The 19741-nt window shown below is 32.9% G+C and carries 25 protein-coding genes; 5 read left to right on the top strand and 20 right to left on the bottom strand.

Translation table 11 applies throughout. The annotated features are described in order from the left end of the window. Positions 1-83: 83 nt before the first annotated feature. The 8 genes from L1276_RS09335 to ruvC form a co-directional block, all read right to left on the bottom strand. Positions 84-791, bottom strand: a complete 708-nt coding sequence (locus L1276_RS09335; protein WP_253787101.1) for a PH domain-containing protein — start codon at positions 789-791, stop codon at positions 84-86. Positions 792-875: 84 nt separating this feature from the next. Then, complete coding sequence (locus L1276_RS09340) at positions 876-1247, bottom strand: MmcQ/YjbR family DNA-binding protein (protein ID WP_253787103.1); 372 nt, start codon at positions 1245-1247, stop codon at positions 876-878. A gap of 6 nt (positions 1248-1253) precedes the next feature. Then, positions 1254-1604: a DUF4260 domain-containing protein gene (locus tag L1276_RS09345; RefSeq protein WP_253787105.1), complete on the bottom strand. Its 351-nt coding sequence runs from the start codon at positions 1602-1604 to the stop codon at positions 1254-1256. Beyond that, on the bottom strand, positions 1601-2002 hold the full coding sequence (locus L1276_RS09350; protein ID WP_253787107.1) for a GNAT family N-acetyltransferase: 402 nt from the start codon (positions 2000-2002) through the stop codon (positions 1601-1603). The genes L1276_RS09345 and L1276_RS09350 overlap by 4 nt, the downstream gene beginning before the upstream one ends. Before the next feature lie 190 nt (positions 2003-2192). Next, positions 2193-2960 carry a cyclase family protein gene (locus L1276_RS09355; RefSeq protein ID WP_253787108.1) on the bottom strand — a complete coding sequence of 256 codons (768 nt, stop codon included), beginning with the start codon at positions 2958-2960 and terminating at the stop codon, positions 2193-2195. Positions 2961-3038: 78 nt separating this feature from the next. After that, the gene (gene hemW, locus L1276_RS09360) at positions 3039-4193 is read right to left on the bottom strand and encodes a radical SAM family heme chaperone HemW (RefSeq protein ID WP_253787111.1); all 1155 of its coding nucleotides are present in this window, start codon (positions 4191-4193) and stop codon (positions 3039-3041) included. A gap of 119 nt (positions 4194-4312) precedes the next feature. Beyond that, on the bottom strand, positions 4313-4684 hold the full coding sequence (locus L1276_RS09365; protein ID WP_253787113.1) for a four helix bundle protein: 372 nt from the start codon (positions 4682-4684) through the stop codon (positions 4313-4315). 96 nt (positions 4685-4780) lie between these two features. Beyond that, a complete protein-coding gene (ruvC, locus tag L1276_RS09370) occupies positions 4781-5335 on the bottom strand; it encodes a crossover junction endodeoxyribonuclease RuvC (RefSeq protein ID WP_253787115.1) in 555 nt (184 codons plus the stop codon). Between the two features lie 109 nt (positions 5336-5444). Here ruvC and L1276_RS09375 point away from each other — a divergent pair, with 109 nt between their 5' ends. Beyond that, complete coding sequence (locus L1276_RS09375; RefSeq protein ID WP_253787117.1) at positions 5445-6389, top strand: flippase-like domain-containing protein; 945 nt, start codon at positions 5445-5447, stop codon at positions 6387-6389. Beyond that, complete coding sequence (locus L1276_RS09380; protein WP_253787119.1) at positions 6386-7489, top strand: glycosyltransferase; 1104 nt, start codon at positions 6386-6388, stop codon at positions 7487-7489. The genes L1276_RS09375 and L1276_RS09380 overlap by 4 nt, the downstream gene beginning before the upstream one ends. An 89-nt stretch (positions 7490-7578) precedes the next feature. On the opposite strand, the gene L1276_RS09385 is transcribed toward L1276_RS09380, so the two are convergent. Beyond that, positions 7579-8058 carry a hypothetical protein gene (locus L1276_RS09385; RefSeq protein WP_253787121.1) on the bottom strand — a complete coding sequence of 160 codons (480 nt, stop codon included), beginning with the start codon at positions 8056-8058 and terminating at the stop codon, positions 7579-7581. Between the two features lie 195 nt (positions 8059-8253). Here L1276_RS09385 and L1276_RS09390 point away from each other — a divergent pair, with 195 nt between their 5' ends. Together L1276_RS09390 and L1276_RS09395 are read left to right on the top strand one after the other, a co-directional pair. Further along, positions 8254-8754: a DUF456 domain-containing protein gene (locus L1276_RS09390; protein ID WP_253787123.1), complete on the top strand. Its 501-nt coding sequence runs from the start codon at positions 8254-8256 to the stop codon at positions 8752-8754. Positions 8755-9037: 283 nt separating this feature from the next. Then, entirely contained in the window at positions 9038-9640 is a 603-nt protein-coding gene (locus L1276_RS09395) for a DUF937 domain-containing protein (RefSeq protein WP_253787125.1), read from the top strand. 65 nt (positions 9641-9705) lie between these two features. On the opposite strand, the gene L1276_RS09400 is transcribed toward L1276_RS09395, so the two are convergent. The 6 genes from L1276_RS09400 to L1276_RS09425 form a co-directional block, all read right to left on the bottom strand. Beyond that, positions 9706-10614, bottom strand: a complete 909-nt coding sequence (locus tag L1276_RS09400; RefSeq protein ID WP_253787127.1) for a pseudouridine synthase — start codon at positions 10612-10614, stop codon at positions 9706-9708. 335 nt (positions 10615-10949) lie between these two features. Next, on the bottom strand, positions 10950-11906 hold the full coding sequence (locus tag L1276_RS09405; RefSeq protein ID WP_253787129.1) for a geranylgeranylglycerol-phosphate geranylgeranyltransferase: 957 nt from the start codon (positions 11904-11906) through the stop codon (positions 10950-10952). A gap of 62 nt (positions 11907-11968) precedes the next feature. Further along, complete coding sequence (locus tag L1276_RS09410) at positions 11969-12559, bottom strand: DUF502 domain-containing protein (protein ID WP_253787131.1); 591 nt, start codon at positions 12557-12559, stop codon at positions 11969-11971. A gap of 65 nt (positions 12560-12624) precedes the next feature. Then, a complete protein-coding gene (locus L1276_RS09415) occupies positions 12625-13563 on the bottom strand; it encodes a mevalonate kinase (RefSeq protein WP_253787133.1) in 939 nt (312 codons plus the stop codon). Between the two features lie 108 nt (positions 13564-13671). After that, positions 13672-13821 (bottom strand): hypothetical protein, encoded by a 150-nt coding sequence (locus L1276_RS09420; RefSeq protein ID WP_253787135.1) that lies wholly within the window; start codon positions 13819-13821, stop codon positions 13672-13674. 78 nt (positions 13822-13899) lie between these two features. Continuing rightward, positions 13900-14982, bottom strand: a complete 1083-nt coding sequence (locus L1276_RS09425; protein ID WP_253787137.1) for a diphosphomevalonate/mevalonate 3,5-bisphosphate decarboxylase family protein — start codon at positions 14980-14982, stop codon at positions 13900-13902. Between the two features lie 151 nt (positions 14983-15133). Here L1276_RS09425 and L1276_RS09430 point away from each other — a divergent pair, with 151 nt between their 5' ends. Then, positions 15134-15610, top strand: a complete 477-nt coding sequence (locus L1276_RS09430; RefSeq protein ID WP_253787139.1) for a TspO/MBR family protein — start codon at positions 15134-15136, stop codon at positions 15608-15610. A 19-nt stretch (positions 15611-15629) separates the two neighbouring features. On the opposite strand, the gene L1276_RS09435 is transcribed toward L1276_RS09430, so the two are convergent. The 5 genes from L1276_RS09435 to L1276_RS09455 all read right to left on the bottom strand — a co-directional run bounded on the left by L1276_RS09435 (position 15630) and on the right by L1276_RS09455 (position 19585). Further along, positions 15630-16337, bottom strand: a complete 708-nt coding sequence (locus L1276_RS09435; protein WP_253787140.1) for a hypothetical protein — start codon at positions 16335-16337, stop codon at positions 15630-15632. Between the two features lie 73 nt (positions 16338-16410). Continuing rightward, positions 16411-17088, bottom strand: coding sequence for an MBL fold metallo-hydrolase (locus L1276_RS09440; RefSeq protein ID WP_253787142.1), 678 nt, complete (start codon positions 17086-17088; stop codon positions 16411-16413). Between the two features lie 60 nt (positions 17089-17148). After that, on the bottom strand, positions 17149-17721 hold the full coding sequence (locus L1276_RS09445; protein WP_253787144.1) for a Crp/Fnr family transcriptional regulator: 573 nt from the start codon (positions 17719-17721) through the stop codon (positions 17149-17151). Positions 17722-17724: 3 nt separating this feature from the next. Then, complete coding sequence (locus L1276_RS09450) at positions 17725-18372, bottom strand: HAD family hydrolase (protein ID WP_253787146.1); 648 nt, start codon at positions 18370-18372, stop codon at positions 17725-17727. A gap of 4 nt (positions 18373-18376) precedes the next feature. Then, positions 18377-19585, bottom strand: a complete 1209-nt coding sequence (locus tag L1276_RS09455) for an NAD(P)/FAD-dependent oxidoreductase (RefSeq protein WP_253787148.1) — start codon at positions 19583-19585, stop codon at positions 18377-18379. Positions 19586-19741 lie beyond the last annotated feature (156 nt).

The raw sequence follows: 19741 nt of genomic DNA on the forward strand, positions 1-19741 counted from the left end.
AAGCCAGAATAGAAATATACTATTCTGGCTTTTTATTTTATTTAGGAGGAGCTTTACGACTTTCGACTTTCCAACTTTAAGACTTACATATAACTCAATATCTCTTTTTTATAAGCATCATATTCTCCCTGCATAATTAATCCATTATCAAGAAGTTTTTTGTAGTTCTGTAATTTGTCAAAAAGTTCTTCTTTTGATAGTTCGCTTAATTTGCGATCTCCGGTTGAAGGCTGCTGTACCGGCTGACTTGGTTCAAAAGTTTCGGTGTATACCGGAGCTGCTGGCAAAATTTCAGCAAAACTTGTTACTTCTTCTGTTTCAACCTCTTCAATTTCTTCTTCTTCTTCATATTCTGGTTCAACAACTTCCTGAATTGGCGTTGCTGCAACAACAGGATTCCTTAATAAATCCAATTGTTCTTTAGCATACGTATAGATTTTTCTCGCCTGAATTTTTGGGATATAATCAATAGAAACGGCTAAATCTGTTTTAGTGCCAAATGAAAATTCAGAACCTAAAATGTTTTCTTTTACAAAAGTACTTGCAATATCATCCCAGGTATAATCTATAAAATCCATAGAAAGACCTAGATTTTTAGGTTTACAAATAATGATACGCTTGTTTGTTAACACAATACTGTCAGGAAAAACAGTAATTGCAGGTTTTTTTTGCACTGCTATGTAACCAACTTCTTCGCCTTTCATTAATAAATCTGTAAGTTTCGAAGTGACTTTTTCAATCGCTTTTGGATCTTGTTCTTCGTTCAAAAATTTTTTAAATTGTTCTTTCATGGTTGTATAAGTTGCTAAGTTATCTAGTAACTATCCCGATACTTCGGGGCTGAGTTTTTTTTTCTTACCGTGCAAATGTAATGCCTAATTTTCTAATTCGATAATTTCATTCTGAATTTTCTTTGTCAAACTTTTGAAAACTAATTCATAAGAATGATCTATCAATTCTTTGACAAATTTATCAGGAAGATTTCCGTTTAAAGCGATCGTATTCCAATGCACTTTACTCATGTGAAATCCGGGTTTTATTTCGTCATATTCAGCTCTGAGCTCTTGTGCGCGCTCTGGATCACATTTTAAATTGACAGACTGCTCGTTCTTTTCCCATTGCGATAAGGAAGATAAAGCAAACATTTTACCGCCCACTTTAAAAACCAAAGTATCTTCATCAAAAGGAAAATGTTCGCTGACTCCCTTTTTAGAAAGACAATATTCGTAAAACATTTCTAAATTCATAACTGTTTATTTACCAATTTCACCTAAATGCGTGTATTTAAAACCTTTTTCATATTTCAATCCGTAACCAAAAATACGATCCATTGCCGAATGTGAAAATAAAATAATTCCGGCTAACTGAATACTTTCAATACTTAAATAACATCCTAAAGCATAAATTAAAAGTGCAATTCCTTTATGATGAAAGATATTGTATAAAAATGCACCTGCTTTATTCCCAAAAGCATATCCAATCATAGATAAATCCGGAGCTAAAATTAAAGCCAGAAACCACCACCAATCATAATTTAAACGGTTAAAAAGAAATATTCCAAGAATAAATAAAGCCGTCTCTTCGAGTTTAATAATTATATTCATACTACTATTTTTTCCATCATTTTTTCAGGATGGTTCAATTTTGTAAATCCGAATTTTTCGTATAAAAAATGAGCATCAGTTGTAGCCAATCGCCAAATTTTGACATTTTGAAGCTGTGGTTCATTCATCATCGTTTCAATTAAAATTGATGAATATCCTTTTCCACGGTGTTCTTCGGTTATAAAAACATCCATTAAGTAAGCAAAAACCACATAATCGGTAATGACGCGTGCAAAACCAATTTGTTTGTCATTTAAATAAATTCCAAAACAAACTGATGCATCAATCGTGGTCTGTACTTCTTCAATTGTTCGTCCAGCAGCCCAATAAATATCTTTTAAAAAGTTTTGTATAAACGGAACGTCGAGTTTGGTTTTATCTGTTGATACACTAATCATATTGTTTTGTTTTTTGCCACGACCCGAGCGATAGCGAACAGGCGAAGCAATTTCACGAATTTTCGCTAATTTCTTTTTTATTTTGCCACAGATTATAAAGATTTACACAGATTTAATCATTTCTAATCCTTTAATCTGTGGCAAAAAGCAAGATTAATTCGTGAAAATTCGTGCAATTAGTGGCAAACTTTTAAATTTTATATAATATTGGTTTTGATGGACTTGCATCGTTTTCAAACGAAGTGATTTGAAGATTTAGTATATAATTTCCATCTTCAATTTCGTCAGGAACATAAATCATTTCGGTAATTGTCGCATTTAATCTGGCATCAGAATTTAGATTATGTGTGTCTTTTACATTCCAAAACGCTTTGTGTGCCAATAATTTGCCTTCGTCATGTTCTTTATCAACACTTGGCAGATCAATCAATAAATGCTGAATTTCGCTTTCGCGGATGAAAATCGCAGCTTCTTCAGACAAATACGGCGGATTGGTATTCGAATATTTTCTTGATTTTTTTTCTTTTTGGTTTGGTATTGTCCTAATAATTAAAGCCTCGTTTGTCACGCTGAGCGAAGTCGAAGCGCTCAACGACTTTTGAACTTGCCCTTTCGTAATCACAAAATCATCACCAATTTTCTCAGGTTCAATTGTAATCAATTTAGCAAAAAAGAAAAACTGCTTTAAAGATTGATTAATGCTGTAAAAATCATTTGTAATATGCCCCAAACATTCCGTGTGCGTTCCATGCCCATGCGGATTGAAAAAGATATTGTTGAAATTAGTAGACGATTTCCCTTCCGAAACTTTCCCAATCCAGTCGCCAAAAACTACGGGTTCAATAACCGGTTTTTCGATATACCAGGCAATTGGGTTTTCATCTGTGTTTGTTAATGGAATAGAGATATCAATAGGTTTTGATAAGTCGATTTCAAAGTCGTTGATTTTGGCTAACACAAGTTTAGGTTTTATGCCGCAAAGACGCTAAGTCACAAAGTTTAATTAATTTGCGCCTTTGTGCCTTCGTGGCTAATTTTAGTTTTCCAAATTTAAATAAAACAGATCACTTGCAATTCCATCTGTTAAAAATTTTCCTTTTGGAGTTGGTTTTAGAATATTATTTTCGATTGAAAGCAAATCGTCATTCAGGAATTTCTGAGATTGTTTTTTCAGATAATTCAAGTATTCCAAACCAAATTCATTTTCTATTCTTTCTAACGAAACACCCCAAATCGTTCGTAAACCCGTCATAATATATTCGTTATAACGATCTGAAGTAGTCAGCATTTCCGTTTCAATTGGAAGTTCATTGTTCTGAATTGATTTTAAATACAAGGAATTATTCGCAATATTCCAGCCTCTTTTTATGCCGTCATAACTGTGAGCCGAAGGCCCGATTCCGATATATTTTTTTCCCAGCCAATAAGCCGAATTGTTTTTGGAGAAATAATTCTCTTTCCCAAAATTCGATAATTCATAATGGATAAAGCCATTTTTCTGCAGCGTTTCTACCAAAATTATAAAATGATTGGAAGCCGCTTCGTCTTGAGGTTCAGCAATTTTTCCGGTTTGAATTAATTTGCTTAAAGCAGTTTTCGGTTCGACCGTTAAAGCGTAACTCGAAATATGCGGAATACCAAAACTCAAAGCCGTTTCGATATTCTGTTTCCACATTTCGTCGCTCATTCCCGGAATTCCGTAAATTAAATCAAGTGAGATATTATCAAAGTACTTGGTCGCTTCTTCTAAGCATTTTTTGGCTTCTGCCGAATTATGAGCGCGATTCATCATTTTCAAATCTTCTTCATAAAAAGACTGAATCCCAATGCTTAATCTATTTATTGGACTTTTAGATAATTCCAAAATTCGTTCCGCAGATAAATCATCCGGATTTGCTTCCAATGTAATTTCAGGATTTGCTGCAACTCTATAGTTTTTATAAACTTCTGAAATTAAAAAGTTGATTTCTTCATTTGATAATACAGAAGGAGTTCCACCTCCAAAATAAATGGTTTCTACAATTTCATTGTCACTTCGAGCGGAGTCGAGAAGTTCATTTTTACGCATGGAAATTTCTTTAGCCAAAGCCAAAACCATTTCGTCTTTCTTTTTCATCGAAGTCGAAAAATGAAAGTCGCAATAATGACAAGCCTGCTTGCAGAATGGTATATGAATGTAGATGCCGCTCATTTTTTAGTGTTCAGTGTTCAGGTTTTTAGTGTTCAGACTTTAGTATTCAGTGTTGAGTTTTTAGTGTTCAGACTGGTATTAATTTTTAAATTATTGAACATTAAAAAACGGATCACTGATTACTCTTTTCTAACTCCAAACTTCTCTGGGTTTAAAAGCATATAGTTTAATAATTTACCTATTTCAATACTTTCGGATAAAAGCTCATTATAGGATTCGTTTGAAATATAATTACAAGCAAAAGCAAATTCCAGCCAAGCTTGTGTTTCAGAATTTTCACCATCAGAATCGGTTAGTTTACTATAGAAATGTTTTGGATAAATACGTTTTCTGTAAGCTTCAGCAATAGTAACAGTAACACTTCTGGATGAGCGTCTAATTTGATCGGTTAATGAATAGGTTTCTTCTTTAGGGAACTGTTTTGTAATATTAAATATCTTCATTGCTAAAGAAAAAGACTTTTTGTAAGCTAATAAATCTTGAAATCTCATTATGTTTTTTATTCGTAACGAAAATTATGTAAGAAAATTACAAGAAAAAATATTTTGTGTTTAAGAACTGAACACTAAAAATCTGACCACTGACCACTATTTTCTAATCTTATCCTCATTCTGTTTTACAAAAGCATCCCAGCCCGAATAACTTTTCCCTGCAACGATTTTTCCCGAATTAAAGAAATGACAAACCGCAGCCGCCAAACCATCCGTTGAATCGAGGTTTTTTGGTAATTCTTTTAAACCTAAAAGTTGCTGCAGCATTTTAGCAACCTGTTCTTTGCTGGCATTTCCGTTTCCGGTAATCGCCATTTTTATCTTTTTTGGTTCGTATTCCGTTATCGGAATGCCTCTTGAAAGACCCGCCGCCATTGCAACGCCTTGTGCACGTCCTAATTTCAGCATCGACTGCACGTTTTTTCCAAAGAAAGGCGCTTCAATCGCAATTTCGTCTGGGCAATGCGTTTCGATTAATTCGATAGTTCGCTCGAAAATGATTCTTAATTTTTGGTAATGGTTGTCGTATTTGGAAAGCTGTAATTCATTTAATTGCAGAAATTCCATTTTTTTATTGATTACTTTAATCAATCCGAAACCCATAATTGTGGTTCCAGGGTCAATACCTAATATGATGCGTTCTTGTGTCAAGATTTCAGTTTCAAGTTTAAGGTTTCAAGTTTAGAAAATTAACTCATTTTCTAATTTTCAAATTGTCACATTTTCATTGCCGCACTTTCAAATTGATTACTTTTGCGGCATGATTTCAATTCCTCACAAAGCTAAGCAATTCCTAGTTCTTCTTGTCAAACTTTTGATTGTTGGCGGCGCATTTTATTTTATTTACAATCAGCTGGCAAATAATGATAAATTGGACTGGAATAAGTTCATTGTTTTATTCAAAAAAAATCAGTCGGTTTTAGGAATTTCGTTTATCCTGCTTTTGAGTGTTCTGAATCGCTATTTTGAGATTTTAAAATGGCAGAATCTTGCCAAAGTAATACATGAAATCTCAGTTTATGAAGCCGCAAAACAGGTTTTAGCCGCCTTAACCGCTGGAATTTTTACACCAAATGGAGTAGGGGAGTATGCCGGAAAAGCGCTGTATTATCCAAAAACGGAAGCTAAAAAAGTGCTTTTCCTAAACTTAATCTGCAACGGAATTCAAATGGTTTTGACTATCATTTTTGGAATATTCGGATTAATGTATTTCAATGCTAAATACAATGTTATTACATCAAAAACGGTTGCGATTTTGTTTGGAGGTTTTGTAGTGATTTTGATTGTTTTATTCTCTTTAAAAAAAATCAAAATAAAAGGATATTCAATCGAAAAACTAATTCATAAAATCAATGAAATTCCGAAATCAATTCATCAAAAAAATATTATTCTGGGTATTTTACGATATTTGGTTTTTTCACATCAATATTACTTTTTGTTTTTAGCTTTTGATGTCGAATTGCCTTATTTAACTTTGATGGCTGCGGTTACATCTGTTTATTTTCTGGCTTCGTCACTGCCTACATTTCAGTTCTTAGACTTTGCAGTAAAAGGAAGTGTTGCCATTTATTTCTTTGGTATTTTGGGCGTAAATGAGTGGATTGTAGTTTTTATAAGTACACTTATGTGGTTCTTAAATGTTGTTCTTCCAGTTGTTTTAGGAAGTTATTTTGTGCTTAATTTTAAAGCGAAAACAACAGTATGATATTTGCTCTATTTGGCATATTAACCCTTTATATAATAAGCATAGGATTACTTATTTATGGTTTTTTTAAAGTAAAAAAGTATCAAAATAAAGAATTAAAACCACAGACAAGTTTTACGATAATAGTTCCGTTTCGAAATGAAACAGAAAATCTGCCGAATCTCTTGAATAGTTTTTCAAAACTAAATTATCCATCTGAATTATTTGAAGTGATTTTAGTTGATGACAATTCTAAAGAGAAATTTCAATTATCGATTGTTAATTATGAATTATCAATTATTGATAATATTCGCATTTCAAATTCACCAAAAAAAGATGCCATTACAACGGCAATGTATCATGTAAAAACCAATTGGGTAATTACAACAGATGCCGATTGTATTGTTCCAAAAAACTGGCTTTTGACTTTTGATAATTATATCCAGGAAAATAAAGTTTCAATGCTTGCCGGTGCGGTTTCGTATGAATGTGAGAATTCATTTCTGCATCATTTTCAGCAATTAGATTTAACCAGTCTGCAAGGTGCAACAATTGGCAGTTTTGGTTTAAACAACGGATTTATGTGCAACGGAGCAAATTTTGCTTACAAAAAATTATTGTTTGAAAGCTTAAATGGTTTTGAAGGAAATGATAAGATTGCCAGCGGTGATGATGTTTTTTTAATGCAAAAAGCCATTGAAAAATTCCCAAATCAAGTTCAGTATTTAAAAGCTGAAGAAGCAATTGTGATGACTAAACCATCCGAAAATTGGAAATCCTTATTTTATCAAAGAGTACGCTGGGCTGCAAAAACAAGTTCGTATAAAAGCACGTTTGGAAAATTTTTAGGACTGATTGTTTTCTTTGGAAATTTGAGTTTTCTGATTGCTTTTTTCTTATTTCTTTTCGGAATCTTAAGTTATCCGTTTTTAGTAGTATTTGGGTTTTTAAAGTTTACAATCGATTTTATTCTGCTCTATAAAACCAATCAATTTTTGACCAAAAACAAAATTAAAAGCCTTTTATTAAGTAGTTTATTGTATCCGTTTTTCAGTTCAATAGTAGCCTTATATAGTTTATTCGGTTCGTACGAATGGAAAGACCGACGCTTTGTAAAATAGTTTAAACCATATAAGTTATATAAGGGATTTAAGTAAAATTTTACACCAAGTTTTTAAATGAACTTATATCACTTATATGGTGAAAAAAACTATTTTTTTGCTTTTATAATTACAGGTAAAATAAATTGGGTTCTTACCGGAAGACCTCGTTTTATTGCTGGATTTACTTTAGGAAAATCTACTAAACGGGCTTGAAGAATACTGTCAATTCTAATCGTGTCGTAAGCAACAGAATCTTTTTGAAATTCTGGTTCGAATTTCATCTTTGAATTCGGGAAAATAGTCACTTTTACCTGAATTGTATCAAGATCAGGATATAAAATGGATAAACTGTCTACGTCTAGTTTTTGTTGAATAAGCTGTGACATAACATCAAAAAAGCATTTTTGACGTTCCTTTTTATCAGTAATTGTTTCACAATCAGCAACCGTTGGATATTCGTCAACTTCTTTCCAATTAATCGATTTTAATTCTTTTTGAAGTAACTCTTTTTCAGACGGAACCTGCTTCTCAAAATATTGACAAGAATTAAAAAATATAAAAACTATAAAAAGGGAAAACTGCTTCAAGATTTTGATTTTGAATTGAATAAACTAAAAAAAATGTGGTATAAAAATACAATTATTTTCTTGGGGAAACTTGGTCTTCGGGTAATAAAAACGAAAGAAAACAAATCAAAATTGCTTTAAAGAAGAATTTATTGTTTTTTCTTTCTATTTTTATAAGACACACAATAATTGTAAGTTGTAAAATTACACAAAAATATGGATTCATTATTACTGATATTAGGTTTTGTATGCATGATTGTAGGCATCTTTGGGAGTTTTCTGCCTGTTTTGCCTGGTCTTTCCAGCTGTTGGGTTGGTTTATTGCTGCTGCATTTAACAAAAGCGGTCTATAACAATTACTGGCTTTTAGGGATCACGCTTTTGCTCACAATAATTATTACGATTTTAGATTATATAATTCCGGCAAAAGGCACCAAAAAATTTGGCGGAAGCTCTTACGGAGTTTGGGGAACCAATATTGGATTAATAGTGGGCATTCTCGCTCCAATTCCCTTTGGCGTTATCATTGGGCCTTTTGTTGGCGCATTAATTGGAGAAATGATTTATGATTCAACCAACCATAAACGTGCTTTTAAAGCCGCGACAGGATCACTTTTAGGCTTTCTTGCATCGAGTTTCATCAACTTTATGTTCTGTGTCATCTATTTCGGAATTTTTATTCACACCACATGGGAATATCGAAACTTATTATTTTAATTATGTAATAAATAGTTGGCTTTTTTCTTATTTTTTATTTTTTTTAAGAAAAATTTGAACTTTTTAAGAAATGTCCTCTACTGCGTTTTAACAGCTAAGAGGCTATATTTACTGGTATTTACATTTTTTTTTGTTAAAGTGCTCATAATCTACTCACTAAATTCTTAACTTATTTTTTGGATATGTTAAAATATTTTATATTTTTATCCTGATAAACGATAAAAAGCCCCACTTTATCGATTATTTTGAATAAGTATAAATAATTATTTAATAAGTTATGAGTATGACCCCAAACCTACAAATTGAGCTTAGACGTTTTATTTCTTCTAATGTTGTTTCAAAGCTAAACAAGTTTTATTTTGAAAATGATGCACTTTTAATAAAGGGAATCGATGTTTCGATAGGTACAGTTTTAATGGGTCTCTATAACAAGGCAGAAGAATCCGGTTTTTATAAAGAGATTGTTTCTCAAATCGAAGATAATTCAAGTTTTTATCAGGAAGTCGATTTTACTTCGGGCAGAATTTTATCAGTTGACGATTGTTATCGTATAGAAGGTAATCCCATATTAAAAGAAATTTTTACCAACAAAAAAGGCAGAATTTCTGAAATGATTTCAAACGAAGTCGGCATAAAAAGCGAAACAGCCCGCGAAATACTTAACTTCTCTGCGCTTCTGGTAGTCTCTTATCTTAAAAACAATATCCAGTTACTTGACAGTCTAAAACTACTTCTGGAAGAACAAAAAAGAGACATTTTAAACAGCATTCAACCGGGAATCAAAATCATCTTAGGATTTTCATGTTACGAAACCGTTGAAGACAAAAATCAAAACATCGGAAGATCAATCTTTACACTTTTTGGACATAACTTTTTTAGTTTCTAAAAAATAAAAAATCCCATCTTACAAAAGTAAAACAGGATTTATATTCAATTAAATCTTGAAAGGATTTATGCATTTTTCAAATTGATAACTTCTTGATCCGTTAAAAATCTCCAGTTTCCTCTAGGAAGATTTTTCTTGGTTAAACCAGCAAACGAAACACGGTCAATACGTAAAACATCATAATCAAAGTGTTCGAAAATAGCACGAACAACTTTTACATTAGATGACTTTAGTTTTAGACCCACTTCACTTTTTGCTTCTTTTTCAATATAGCTTACTTCTTCAACAAACACACGATGTCCGTCAAGAGTCAAGCCTTTGCTGATTTTTTCTAAATCCTCAAACTTCAAGTTTTTATCTAAAGAAACCTGATAAATTTTAGACGATTTCTGGTTCGGTAAAGTAAACTTACGAATCATGTCCGTATCATTAGTAAACAATAACAATCCAGTTGTATTTTTGTCCATTCTTCCAACCGCAGCAATTTTTGCATTGGTAGAACCGCGTACCAGTTCAAGAACATTGCGATATTCTTGACCTTCATCAAGAGCAGTTGTAAAGTTTTTTGGTTTGTTCAGTAAAATATATTCTTTCTTTTCAGGAGTCAAAAGAACACCGTCAAAGTTTACAACATCATTTAATTTTACTAAATATCCCATTTCAGTAACCGGAACACCATTTACTTTCACGTTTCCAGACTGAATATATATATCGGCATCACGACGCGAACAAACTCCGGAATTAGAGATGTATTTGTTTAAACGAATTTCGTCAGCTGCCTTTTGTCTTTTCGCCGGCTGATTTTGTTTTTTAATTTTTTCAGCTGCTGCTTCCTGAGCTGCTTTAACCTCAGGTTTCACTTTTTTAGGCCCTTGCGCACGCTTAGCCATAGGAGGTTTTGGCTTGCTTGAGTTTGATCTTGAGCTATTTGGTCTAGATCCGCCTCTTTTATTATTGCCTTCCTTGTTGTTCATAAAATCATTAATTTGTGCAAAGATAGTTTTTTCCTGCTAATAATCTTAAGTTCAATGTTCTTAGATTGATAGCAATATATTTTTAGATAGTTTGAAACATCGCAATTGGCTATTTTTTAGACACAGTTTCCTGCTTTCCGTTCAATCTTTTATGTTCTTGTTAGAAAAACGAGACGATAAAAGGATTTTTTACTTTAATAGAAGTTGGAAATCAAATGATTAGCTTCTTTTGAAAATTAAGGTGTTTCAAGAACACGCTCAAAGTACTTAAAGACAGTACAGAAAGTTAAAATAAAAAACCTGCGAAAGTCCTTTCAACCCGTATGGGTCTATTACTAAAATGTAGAAATCAATTGTTTGCCGTGCCACAACACACTTGGATTAATCAAAACGATGCAGAAAACTCCCGAAACAATCAGGAATTTCAATACATTATGCAGTAGTAAAAATTGTTCTTTAGAGTTGGATCTCCACAAATAAAGCAGAAAAAAGATTAAAACAATAAAACAAACATAAAAGTAAATATCCATATAGCCAACATCATAAATATTCACCAAAATATAAACCGGAATTATCGTTAAAAACGTCAAAGCTGTAATAATTTGTTTGGAAACCCTTTCATTATAAGTGATTGGTATTGTGTTATAGTTATTTGCCAAGTCACCTTTTAGGTTTTCCAAATCCTTTATCATTTCCCGAATCAAAAGCAATAAAAATAAAAACATTGCATGTGCCGAAATTACCACAAAATGGCTTCGGTGATTTTCAATTTCTTCAAATGAAATAGAATTGTAGAAATACAGTAGAATCGCAAAAAACGGAATTACAGCCATAAATGCGGCCGTTAGATTTCCAACAATTGGATATTTCTTTATTTTATGAGAGTAAAACCAAATCAGGAAAATATAAGCCGAAAAGAATAAAAAAGCACGCCAGGAAACAATAGAAGCCATTAAAACCGCCAGGAAATTTAAACTGAAATAAACCGTCAGTTTCGTTTTCTGGCTCACCAATCTGTCCAGCATTGATTTATTTGGACGATTTATTAAATCTTTCTGACTATCGTAAAAATTATTAATGATATAACCCGAAGCAATCGTAACTGCCGAAGCAAATACAATCAAAAACAAATAAAAATCCAGCAAAATATCAAGAGCCCTTTTTTCTGGAGCCAAAATAAAGATTGCCGATAAATATTGTGCTAAAACAATAATTGGAATGTTATAACCGCGTACAACAGAAAACAAACTAACAATTTTCATTACTAAAAGTTTGTGCTGTCTGCTTAACATAGGTTATATATTGTGGATTAAATTAGATTTTGAAGTTAAAGGATATTTTTGAAACCTGAAATTTAGAGCTTGTTTTTTAACAATTCTTTAGTGCCATATCCTAATTTCCTAATGCTGGCCAAAGCTTCTTTTTGAGTGATTCCAACTTCTCTTATGTCTTTCTTTTCTACAAAACAAACCGAACCGCTCCACGGATTTGGTGCATCCGGAACAAAAACAGTAAAATTGTTTTCGTCGATTTGTTCTATTAAAAAAGCAAATTGCCAGCCGGCATCTGTAGGAACGAGAATTACTTTTAAATCCTGATTTGATTCAAATCCCATGATGCTTTCATTCATGCTTTTCATGAACGAATATCCGGGAACAAAACTTAAAATTCCGTTTTCTAATTTGTGAATCATTTTTTTTGCTCCGGCAGTTCTGGCCAGTAAACCTGCAGTAAAACAAATAAGAATTAGAATTAGTGTCCCAACAAGTTCTTGAATTGCAACTCCTAAAACGTGTATTCTGGGCAAGTGATTTACAAGCGGCAGTGTGACTTTTTGAATTATGCCATATCCTTTTTCAAGAATAATCAGCAAAACTACTAACGGCGCTAAAAACAGAATTCCTCCTAAAAAAGTTGCTTTAATTATTTTTAAAATGCTTTTCATAATACAGAACTTTTAGGGTGGATACTTATGAAAATCTACTCAAATAATTTCGGCTTTTAAGAGTTTTAAAACTGATAAACGACTTCTAATTTATAGTCTTTTAAAGAAACTTTTGCACGTTCTAAATCTTCAGTAAAACCAAGGATATAACCACCTCCTCCAGAACCGCAAAGTTTTAAATAATAATCGTTTGTATCAATTCCGTGCTGCCAGATTCCGTGAAATTGTTCCGGGATCATTGGTTTAAAGTTATTTAAAACAACTTTAGAAAGTTTTTTAGTATTGGTAAACAAAGACTTCATGTCGCCATGTAGAAAGTTTTCTACGCAGGCGTCAGTATATTTCACAAATTGGTTTTTAAGCATAGTACGGAAACCTTTGTCTTTTAGGTTTTCCATGAAAATATTAACCATTGGTGCCGTTTCTCCAACAATTCCAGAATCTAATAAAAATACAGCGCCTTTTCCGTCAAAACTTTGAGTCGGGATTCCTGTTGCTTCAATATTATCTTTAGAATTGATTAAAATTGGAATACTCAAATAGCTGTTTAATGGATCTAAACCAGAACTTTTTCCGTGGAAAAAACTCTCCATTTGAGAAAATATATTTTTTAACTGTAATAGTTTTTCGCGGGTTAAATTTTCTAAAACCGTGATTTTGTTTGTAGCATATTTATCATAAATAGCTGCTACAAGTGCGCCACTGCTCCCAACGCCGTAGCCTTGCGGAATACTAGAATCGAAATACATTCCGGTTTCGACATCATTTTTAAGAGTTTCTAAATCAAAAGTAACCAATTCCGGCTGCTGTGATTGTAAAACTTCCAGATAAGATGCAAAGCTTATTAAGCTTTTGTTTGATGCAATAGCTTCTGCTGAAGGTTCTTCAGACTTTTTTAAAGCACCGTTGTAAAAGTTATAAGGAATAGAAAGTCCTTTAGAGTCGCGAATAATTCCGTATTCTCCAAAGAGTAATATTTTTGAGTAAAATAATGGTCCTTTCATGATTTATTTTATGTCTTTCTTAATTTTATTTGGTTTTTGTCTGGTGTCGAAAATATTGTGAATCTAAATTTTTCTCTGCTGTTTTTGAAAAACTTACTTTAAGATCCACTATCTGTATTTTTTCATAACATCCTCATAGCTCGTAAACTCTCCTCTTTCAAATTCTAATTCACTTTGAGCTATATCCTCTTTTTGTTGATCAGTCAAATCATCCCACCAATCTTTTTTGTTCTTTCTAAGCAATGATTTCTGGATCATCTGTCTCTTTCAGCATATCGCTTCGCGTTTTTCTAGTTGAATGTCCATAATCAATAATTTAACTAAAGATACGCAAAATTATAATGCAATCGCGCCCTCTCCAATTTTGTCGCAAATGTACTGACCATTCTGACAAAATACAACTAATTCGTCCTGAATAAATTGTAATACTTTTTCGCTAACGTTTTCGGGATAAAGAACATGCACATTTGCACCGGCATCAAGTGTAAAACAAACCGGAATCTGGGTTTCTTGTCTGAATTTCCAAATTGCATTTATGATTTGCAGCGTGTTTGGTTTCATCAAAATAAAATACGGCATCGATGTCATCATCATGGCATGCAGAGTCAAGGCTTCGCTTTCTACAACTTTGATGAATTCGTCTAAATTTCCGTTTTCGAAAATGGCAATTAATTTATCTAAATTTTCGTGTGCCTGAGCAAAACGTCTTTCGGCATACGGATGATTGTGCATTAAATCGTGCCCAACAGTACTTGAAACTTGTTTTTCGCCTTTGTCAACCAATAAAATGGTATCTTGATACTTCTTGAAATTATCGTGAATTGTGTATGGAAATTCAACCCCAAATAAATCCGAACTTCCTTCAATATTCGCCTGATTTCCCCAAACCACGACTTTACCTTTTACGCTTCGGCAGGCACTTCCTGAACCTAAGCGGGCAAGAAATGAAGCTTTTTGATAAAAGTATTCATCTGTCATTTCTGGATTTAGCAATTTCTCCAAACTCATAAAATTCATTGCCAAAGCCGCCATTCCAGAAGCCGATGATGCTATTCCAGAACTGTGAGGAAATGTATTTTGTGTATCAATCGTAAAGTGGTACCCTTTTAAAAACGGCAGATAAACTTCAACCCTTTCTAAAAACTTCTGAATTTTTGGTTTGAAATCTTCTTTTGGTTTTCCTTCAAAAAGTAAATCAAAAGAAAAATTTTCTTGATTTTCTTTTTTCGAAAAAGCCAGTTTAGTGATTGTTTTACAATTGTTAAGCGTAAAACTTACCGAAGGATTTGCCGGAATCTGATTGTCTTTTTTTCCCCAATATTTAACTAATGCAATATTGCTGGGAGCGCTCCACTCAAAGTTTCCGTTTTCGATGGTTGAAGTATATGGATTTGGAATAAAATCAGCTGCTGTAAACATGAATTATAAATTTTGGCAAAGATAGTTTTTAAAATATTTCACCATATAAGTTATATAAGAAATTATATGTAAGCTTTGCTAAAATGAACTTATATCACTTATATGGTTTCCAAATATCTTTTGACTATTTTTGGATACAAAATTTGATAAAATGAATAAGATCGTCAAAATCGTAATTGCTTTAATTATTTGTTTAGCAGTAGGATATTCTGCCAGTACAGTAACCAGACCCAGTGTAGAATCGTGGTATCCAACTATTGCAAAGCCTGTTTTTAATCCGCCAAATTGGATTTTTATGCCGGTTTGGACAATACTTTACATTTTTATGGCAATTGCAGCAGCATTAGTTTGGGACAAAATAAAAGAACAAACCGAAAAGGTAAAAACAGCACTCCTCTTCTTTCTGATTCAATTAACACTCAATGCGATTTGGTCGTATTTATTCTTCGGATTAAAAAATCCGCTTTTGGCTTTGATTGAAATTGTGCTTTTATGGCTGATGATTTATGAAACGTATTTAAAATTCACCAAAATCAATAAAATCTCAGGCTATTTATTAATTCCGTATTTAGCTTGGGTTGGGTTTGCGACGGTTTTGAACGCCAGTATCTGGTGGCTGAATAAGTAAAATTTAGTTTAAAGTTAAGCTATTTCAATTCCTGAAACTCTTTGTTTTTGGTATATAAAAAGTCCATTGTAGCCAAAACATTCGGGTGCTCTAAAAGGGTTTTCGATTTTGGATCGGCATCGCAGAACTCAAGGAAAAGTTCTTTTTGATCAGGATTAAGGTTTAAATTTTTAGTAAAAAAATCTGGAGGACAGTAGGCAGCGGCATGTTTTTTAAAACGATTGTCAACTTCGTATTTTTCTTTGGGATGTGAACTTCCTAAAGGTATATTCATGTTTGCAGAATATCTTATTCTGCCATCATTTACGCCAGTGTAACGAGTAAGATCGTTTGCAGTTTTGCGATTGTTTATCTCATTTACTTTTTCGGCATCAAACACTACTTTTTGAAATTTTATTGCTGTAATTACGACTTCATTAAGCTCTTCGGCTTTAGTAATCATATTAATCACAAGATTATTATTCTTTAAATTTTCGGATGTAAGTTTCAACCTTGTAAAGAAATAATCTTTAGAGAAAAAAAGTAAACTGTCTTGTTCTTTTGCCAGAATAGAGAATTCTCCGAGTTCATTTGTTCTCGTGCTGGTTTTAGCGGTTTTATTAATAACTTCAACTTTATTAAGAGGAATTTTGTTAGCGAGAACTTTTCCGTGAAGTAATTTTTCTGTTTGAGAAATAGAGAGCTGGTAAGTGAAAAAAGAAATCGTGGTAAGTAATTTTACTTTCATCTAATGGTATTTAGTTGATTGTAAAATTATTAGAATACTCTTAATGAAAACTTACGGAATATGTAAATTCTTGTTAATAAAACAATCCTGATTTTTGGACGAATTTTTCTAATTCACCATTATTACATAAAACAGGTCCGTGACCAAAACACAATATTTTAGGTTTTAATGATGCAAGTTTTACTATTGATTTTCTATTGGTTTCTTTGTCAGCCGTAAATAAATGAGGAGGTTCGTTTAGACCAACTTTTGTTGTCAATAAATTCATATTGGTTAGAACATCGCCCACAATTAAAACGCCGTCTTTTTCTCTGAAAAAAGATAAATGTCCGCTGGAATGTCCCGGCGTTTCAATAACAGTAAAGCCGCCAATTTGATCGCCTTCTTTTAAGGTTTCAGAAACTAGATGTCCTTTTCCTGCCCAAAATTGTTTTTGAAATTTGGATATAATATGATTTGAGTTTGGGTATTCTGTAACTACATTTCCGTTTTCGGAAAATTCTTTTTCGGGCTCACTGCACAAAAGAGGAATGTTCAAAGTTTCGCAGATTATTTTACTGCTTCCCTGATGATCAGCGTGAGCGTGCGTCAGCGCGTGTTTGGTTATGTTTTTGTCTTTTAAAGCTTTTAGAATTGTTCCGCTTGAACTGCGGATTCCGGCATCAATTAAAATATCTTCAATTACATAACAATTAATTGCATTTCGTGGAAATAACGAAATTTGGTAAACGTCTTTGGCAATATTTTTCATCTTTTCAAATTTTATTTTGACAAAGATTTGAATTCCGTTTTTCAATTCACTTGATAAATGTTAAGAAATATCTTGACGGATTCTGCTCAAAGATTCGGGTGTAATTCCGAGAAAGGAAGCGATATAAATTAATGGAGTTCGCTGAATTATTTTGGCTGGAGCCGATGTTAAAAAAGTCTGGTATTTTTCTTTGGCGGGAATCATTTGAAGTTTTAAAACGCGATCAGCCATGCAAAGATAATTTTGTTCAGCAAGAATTCTTCCAACCCGTTCCCAATTCGGAATCTCCGAATATAAATACTGCATCTTTTCAAAAGTAATCGAAAGTACTTCGCAATCTTCAATACATTGAATATTTTCAAAAGAAACCGATTGATTTATAAAGCTGGAATACGAAGCAATAAAACAGTCATCGCAGCTTAAATAAGTCGTAATTTCTTTTCCATCTTTCAGGTAATAAACACGGGCTAAACCTTCAACAATAAAAAAGATTTTACTGCTGATTTTTCCCATTGAGGAAAGAAAATCTTTAGTTGTAAATTTTTCATATTCAAAACAAGAATCAATCTTTTCGATTTCATTTTCAGAAAACGAAGCGATTGATAGGATTTGTTTTTGTAATGAAGCATTCATGATTTATAATATGGCAATTAATTCTGAAGCATTGTTTATAACCACTTTTGCACCGCTGGCTTTTAGTTCTTCTTCGGTTCTGTAACCCCACGAAACGCCAATTGGAAACATATTAGCGTTTACGGCAGTTTTCATGTCAATATCAGAATCGCCTACAAAGAGAATTTCTTCGGGTTTTAAATTCCATTTTTTACTGATTTCCACAGCTTCAAACGGATTTGGTTTTTTTAATTCTTCTGTGCTTAAACCAACCGCTGTATCAAAAGAATTTGGAAATATTTCTGATGCTATTTTCTTAGTCAATTCATCGGCTTTATTCGAGAAAACAGCCATTTTGATGTTTTGCGAATTCAGGTTTTCCAACAATTCTAGAATACCTTCGTACGGTTTTGTTTTTACAGTACACATTTCACGATATTCGTTAACCATGCATTCAAAACAAATTTCAATCTGTTCGTCTGAATTATTTGTTTCAGGAAGTGCTTTGCTGACTAGATTTCGCAAACCGCTTCCAATAAAATATTGATACGTTTCGTAAGTATGAGTTGGATAATTTAGACCTTTCAGCACAATGTTCATTGCATCTGAGATATCTTCTAACGAGTTTACTAATGTTCCGTCTAAATCAAAAATAATTCCTTTAAATTTCATTCTATTAAATATTATTGGCTAAAATAAACCCGCTTGTCCAGGCATTTTGAAAATTAAAACCTCCAGTTATCGCATCGATATTTACAATTTCGCCCGCAAAATAAAGGTTTTCATGAATTTTACTTTGCATCGTTTTGAAGTTGATTTCTTTTAAATCAATTCCGCCAGCCGTTACAAATTCTTCTTTAAAAGTACTTTTTCCGTTGACTTTAAATTCGGCTTTTGTTAATTGTGAAGTCAGATTTTGCAATTGATTTTTAGATAAATCTGCCCATTTGGTCTCCGTTTCAATTCCTGAAGCTAAAACCAAACTTTCCCATAAACGGTTCGGAAAGTCGAAAGGAGATTTTTTAGAAACTGCTTTTTTAGCATGTTCTTGTTTTAAGTCTTTCAGAATTTTCTCGGCATCTTCAAAATCAACGTCATTTAGCCAATTGACAAAAATGGTAAACTGATAATTTTTATCGTGTAAAATGCGTGCGCCCCAAGCCGAAAGTTTTAGAATAGCTGGACCGCTCATTCCACAATGTGTAATTAATAAAGGTCCTGTCGATTCTAATTTGGTATCTTTTACATTAACGGTAACTTTTGCGGCAACGCCTGGTAATTCCTTAATTCGAGAATCTTTTATATTGAAAGTAAATAGGGAAGGAACGGGGCTCACAATGGCGTGGCCATGTTCCTGAAGCATTTCCCATATTTTTGGATTGCTTCCTGTTGCCATTACTAATTTTTCGGCAGCGAAATTGTCACTTTGGGTATCAATTTTCCAGTGATTTTCTTTTTTGAAAATCGATTGTACGCTTTGTCCTGTCAATACTTTTATGCCTAATTTTTCGGTTGCTTTTAAAAAACAATCAATTATGGTTTGTGATGAATTAGAAACGGGAAACATTCTTCCATCTTCTTCGATTTTTAATTCTACACCGTGTTTTTGGAACCATTCGATTGTATCTCCAGAACAAAATTGATGGAAAGGTCCGCGAAGTTCTTTTTCGCCGCGAGGATAAAATTTAACCAATTCGTTGGGTTCAAAACAAGCGTGTGTAACGTTGCATCGTCCGCCGCCAGAAACGCGGACTTTAGAAAGGACTTCTTTTCCTCTTTCTAAAATGGCAATTTTAAGTTTCGGATTTTTCTCTGCAATATTAATTGCTGTGAAAAAACCTGCCGCGCCTCCGCCAACGATTATTATGTCGAAATTTTTGATCATATTTTTTTGGGTTGCCACGAATGGCACTAATTTTTTTTGCCACAGATTATACAGATTAAAAGGATTTTTTCTTTCGCCACGAATTTCACTAATTTCCACGAATTATTTTATGATGCTAAAATTTGTGTCAATTCGTGTAATTCGTGGCAAACAAAT

The organism is Flavobacterium sp. HSC-32F16 (genome assembly GCF_024171645.1).
Taxonomy (GTDB): domain Bacteria; phylum Bacteroidota; class Bacteroidia; order Flavobacteriales; family Flavobacteriaceae; genus Flavobacterium.

Coding starts and splice junctions, on each gene's coding strand:
- L1276_RS09335 (WP_253787101.1), bottom strand. CDS start 791: ATGAAAGAACAATTTAAAAAATTTTTGAACGAAGAACAAGATCCAAAA.
- L1276_RS09340 (WP_253787103.1), bottom strand. CDS start 1,247: ATGAATTTAGAAATGTTTTACGAATATTGTCTTTCTAAAAAGGGAGTC.
- L1276_RS09345 (WP_253787105.1), bottom strand. CDS start 1,604: ATGAATATAATTATTAAACTCGAAGAGACGGCTTTATTTATTCTTGGA.
- L1276_RS09350 (WP_253787107.1), bottom strand. CDS start 2,002: ATGATTAGTGTATCAACAGATAAAACCAAACTCGACGTTCCGTTTATA.
- hemW (WP_253787111.1), bottom strand. CDS start 4,193: ATGAGCGGCATCTACATTCATATACCATTCTGCAAGCAGGCTTGTCAT.
- L1276_RS09365 (WP_253787113.1), bottom strand. CDS start 4,684: ATGAGATTTCAAGATTTATTAGCTTACAAAAAGTCTTTTTCTTTAGCA.
- L1276_RS09375 (WP_253787117.1), top strand. CDS start 5,445: ATGATTTCAATTCCTCACAAAGCTAAGCAATTCCTAGTTCTTCTTGTC.
- L1276_RS09380 (WP_253787119.1), top strand. CDS start 6,386: ATGATATTTGCTCTATTTGGCATATTAACCCTTTATATAATAAGCATA.
- L1276_RS09390 (WP_253787123.1), top strand. CDS start 8,254: ATGGATTCATTATTACTGATATTAGGTTTTGTATGCATGATTGTAGGC.
- L1276_RS09395 (WP_253787125.1), top strand. CDS start 9,038: ATGACCCCAAACCTACAAATTGAGCTTAGACGTTTTATTTCTTCTAAT.
- L1276_RS09400 (WP_253787127.1), bottom strand. CDS start 10,614: ATGAACAACAAGGAAGGCAATAATAAAAGAGGCGGATCTAGACCAAAT.
- L1276_RS09405 (WP_253787129.1), bottom strand. CDS start 11,906: ATGTTAAGCAGACAGCACAAACTTTTAGTAATGAAAATTGTTAGTTTG.
- L1276_RS09410 (WP_253787131.1), bottom strand. CDS start 12,559: ATGAAAAGCATTTTAAAAATAATTAAAGCAACTTTTTTAGGAGGAATT.
- L1276_RS09415 (WP_253787133.1), bottom strand. CDS start 13,563: ATGAAAGGACCATTATTTTACTCAAAAATATTACTCTTTGGAGAATAC.
- L1276_RS09420 (WP_253787135.1), bottom strand. CDS start 13,821: ATGATCCAGAAATCATTGCTTAGAAAGAACAAAAAAGATTGGTGGGAT.
- L1276_RS09425 (WP_253787137.1), bottom strand. CDS start 14,982: ATGTTTACAGCAGCTGATTTTATTCCAAATCCATATACTTCAACCATC.
- L1276_RS09430 (WP_253787139.1), top strand. CDS start 15,134: ATGAATAAGATCGTCAAAATCGTAATTGCTTTAATTATTTGTTTAGCA.
- L1276_RS09435 (WP_253787140.1), bottom strand. CDS start 16,337: ATGAAAGTAAAATTACTTACCACGATTTCTTTTTTCACTTACCAGCTC.
- L1276_RS09440 (WP_253787142.1), bottom strand. CDS start 17,088: ATGAAAAATATTGCCAAAGACGTTTACCAAATTTCGTTATTTCCACGA.
- L1276_RS09445 (WP_253787144.1), bottom strand. CDS start 17,721: ATGAATGCTTCATTACAAAAACAAATCCTATCAATCGCTTCGTTTTCT.
- L1276_RS09450 (WP_253787146.1), bottom strand. CDS start 18,372: ATGAAATTTAAAGGAATTATTTTTGATTTAGACGGAACATTAGTAAAC.
- L1276_RS09455 (WP_253787148.1), bottom strand. CDS start 19,585: ATGATCAAAAATTTCGACATAATAATCGTTGGCGGAGGCGCGGCAGGT.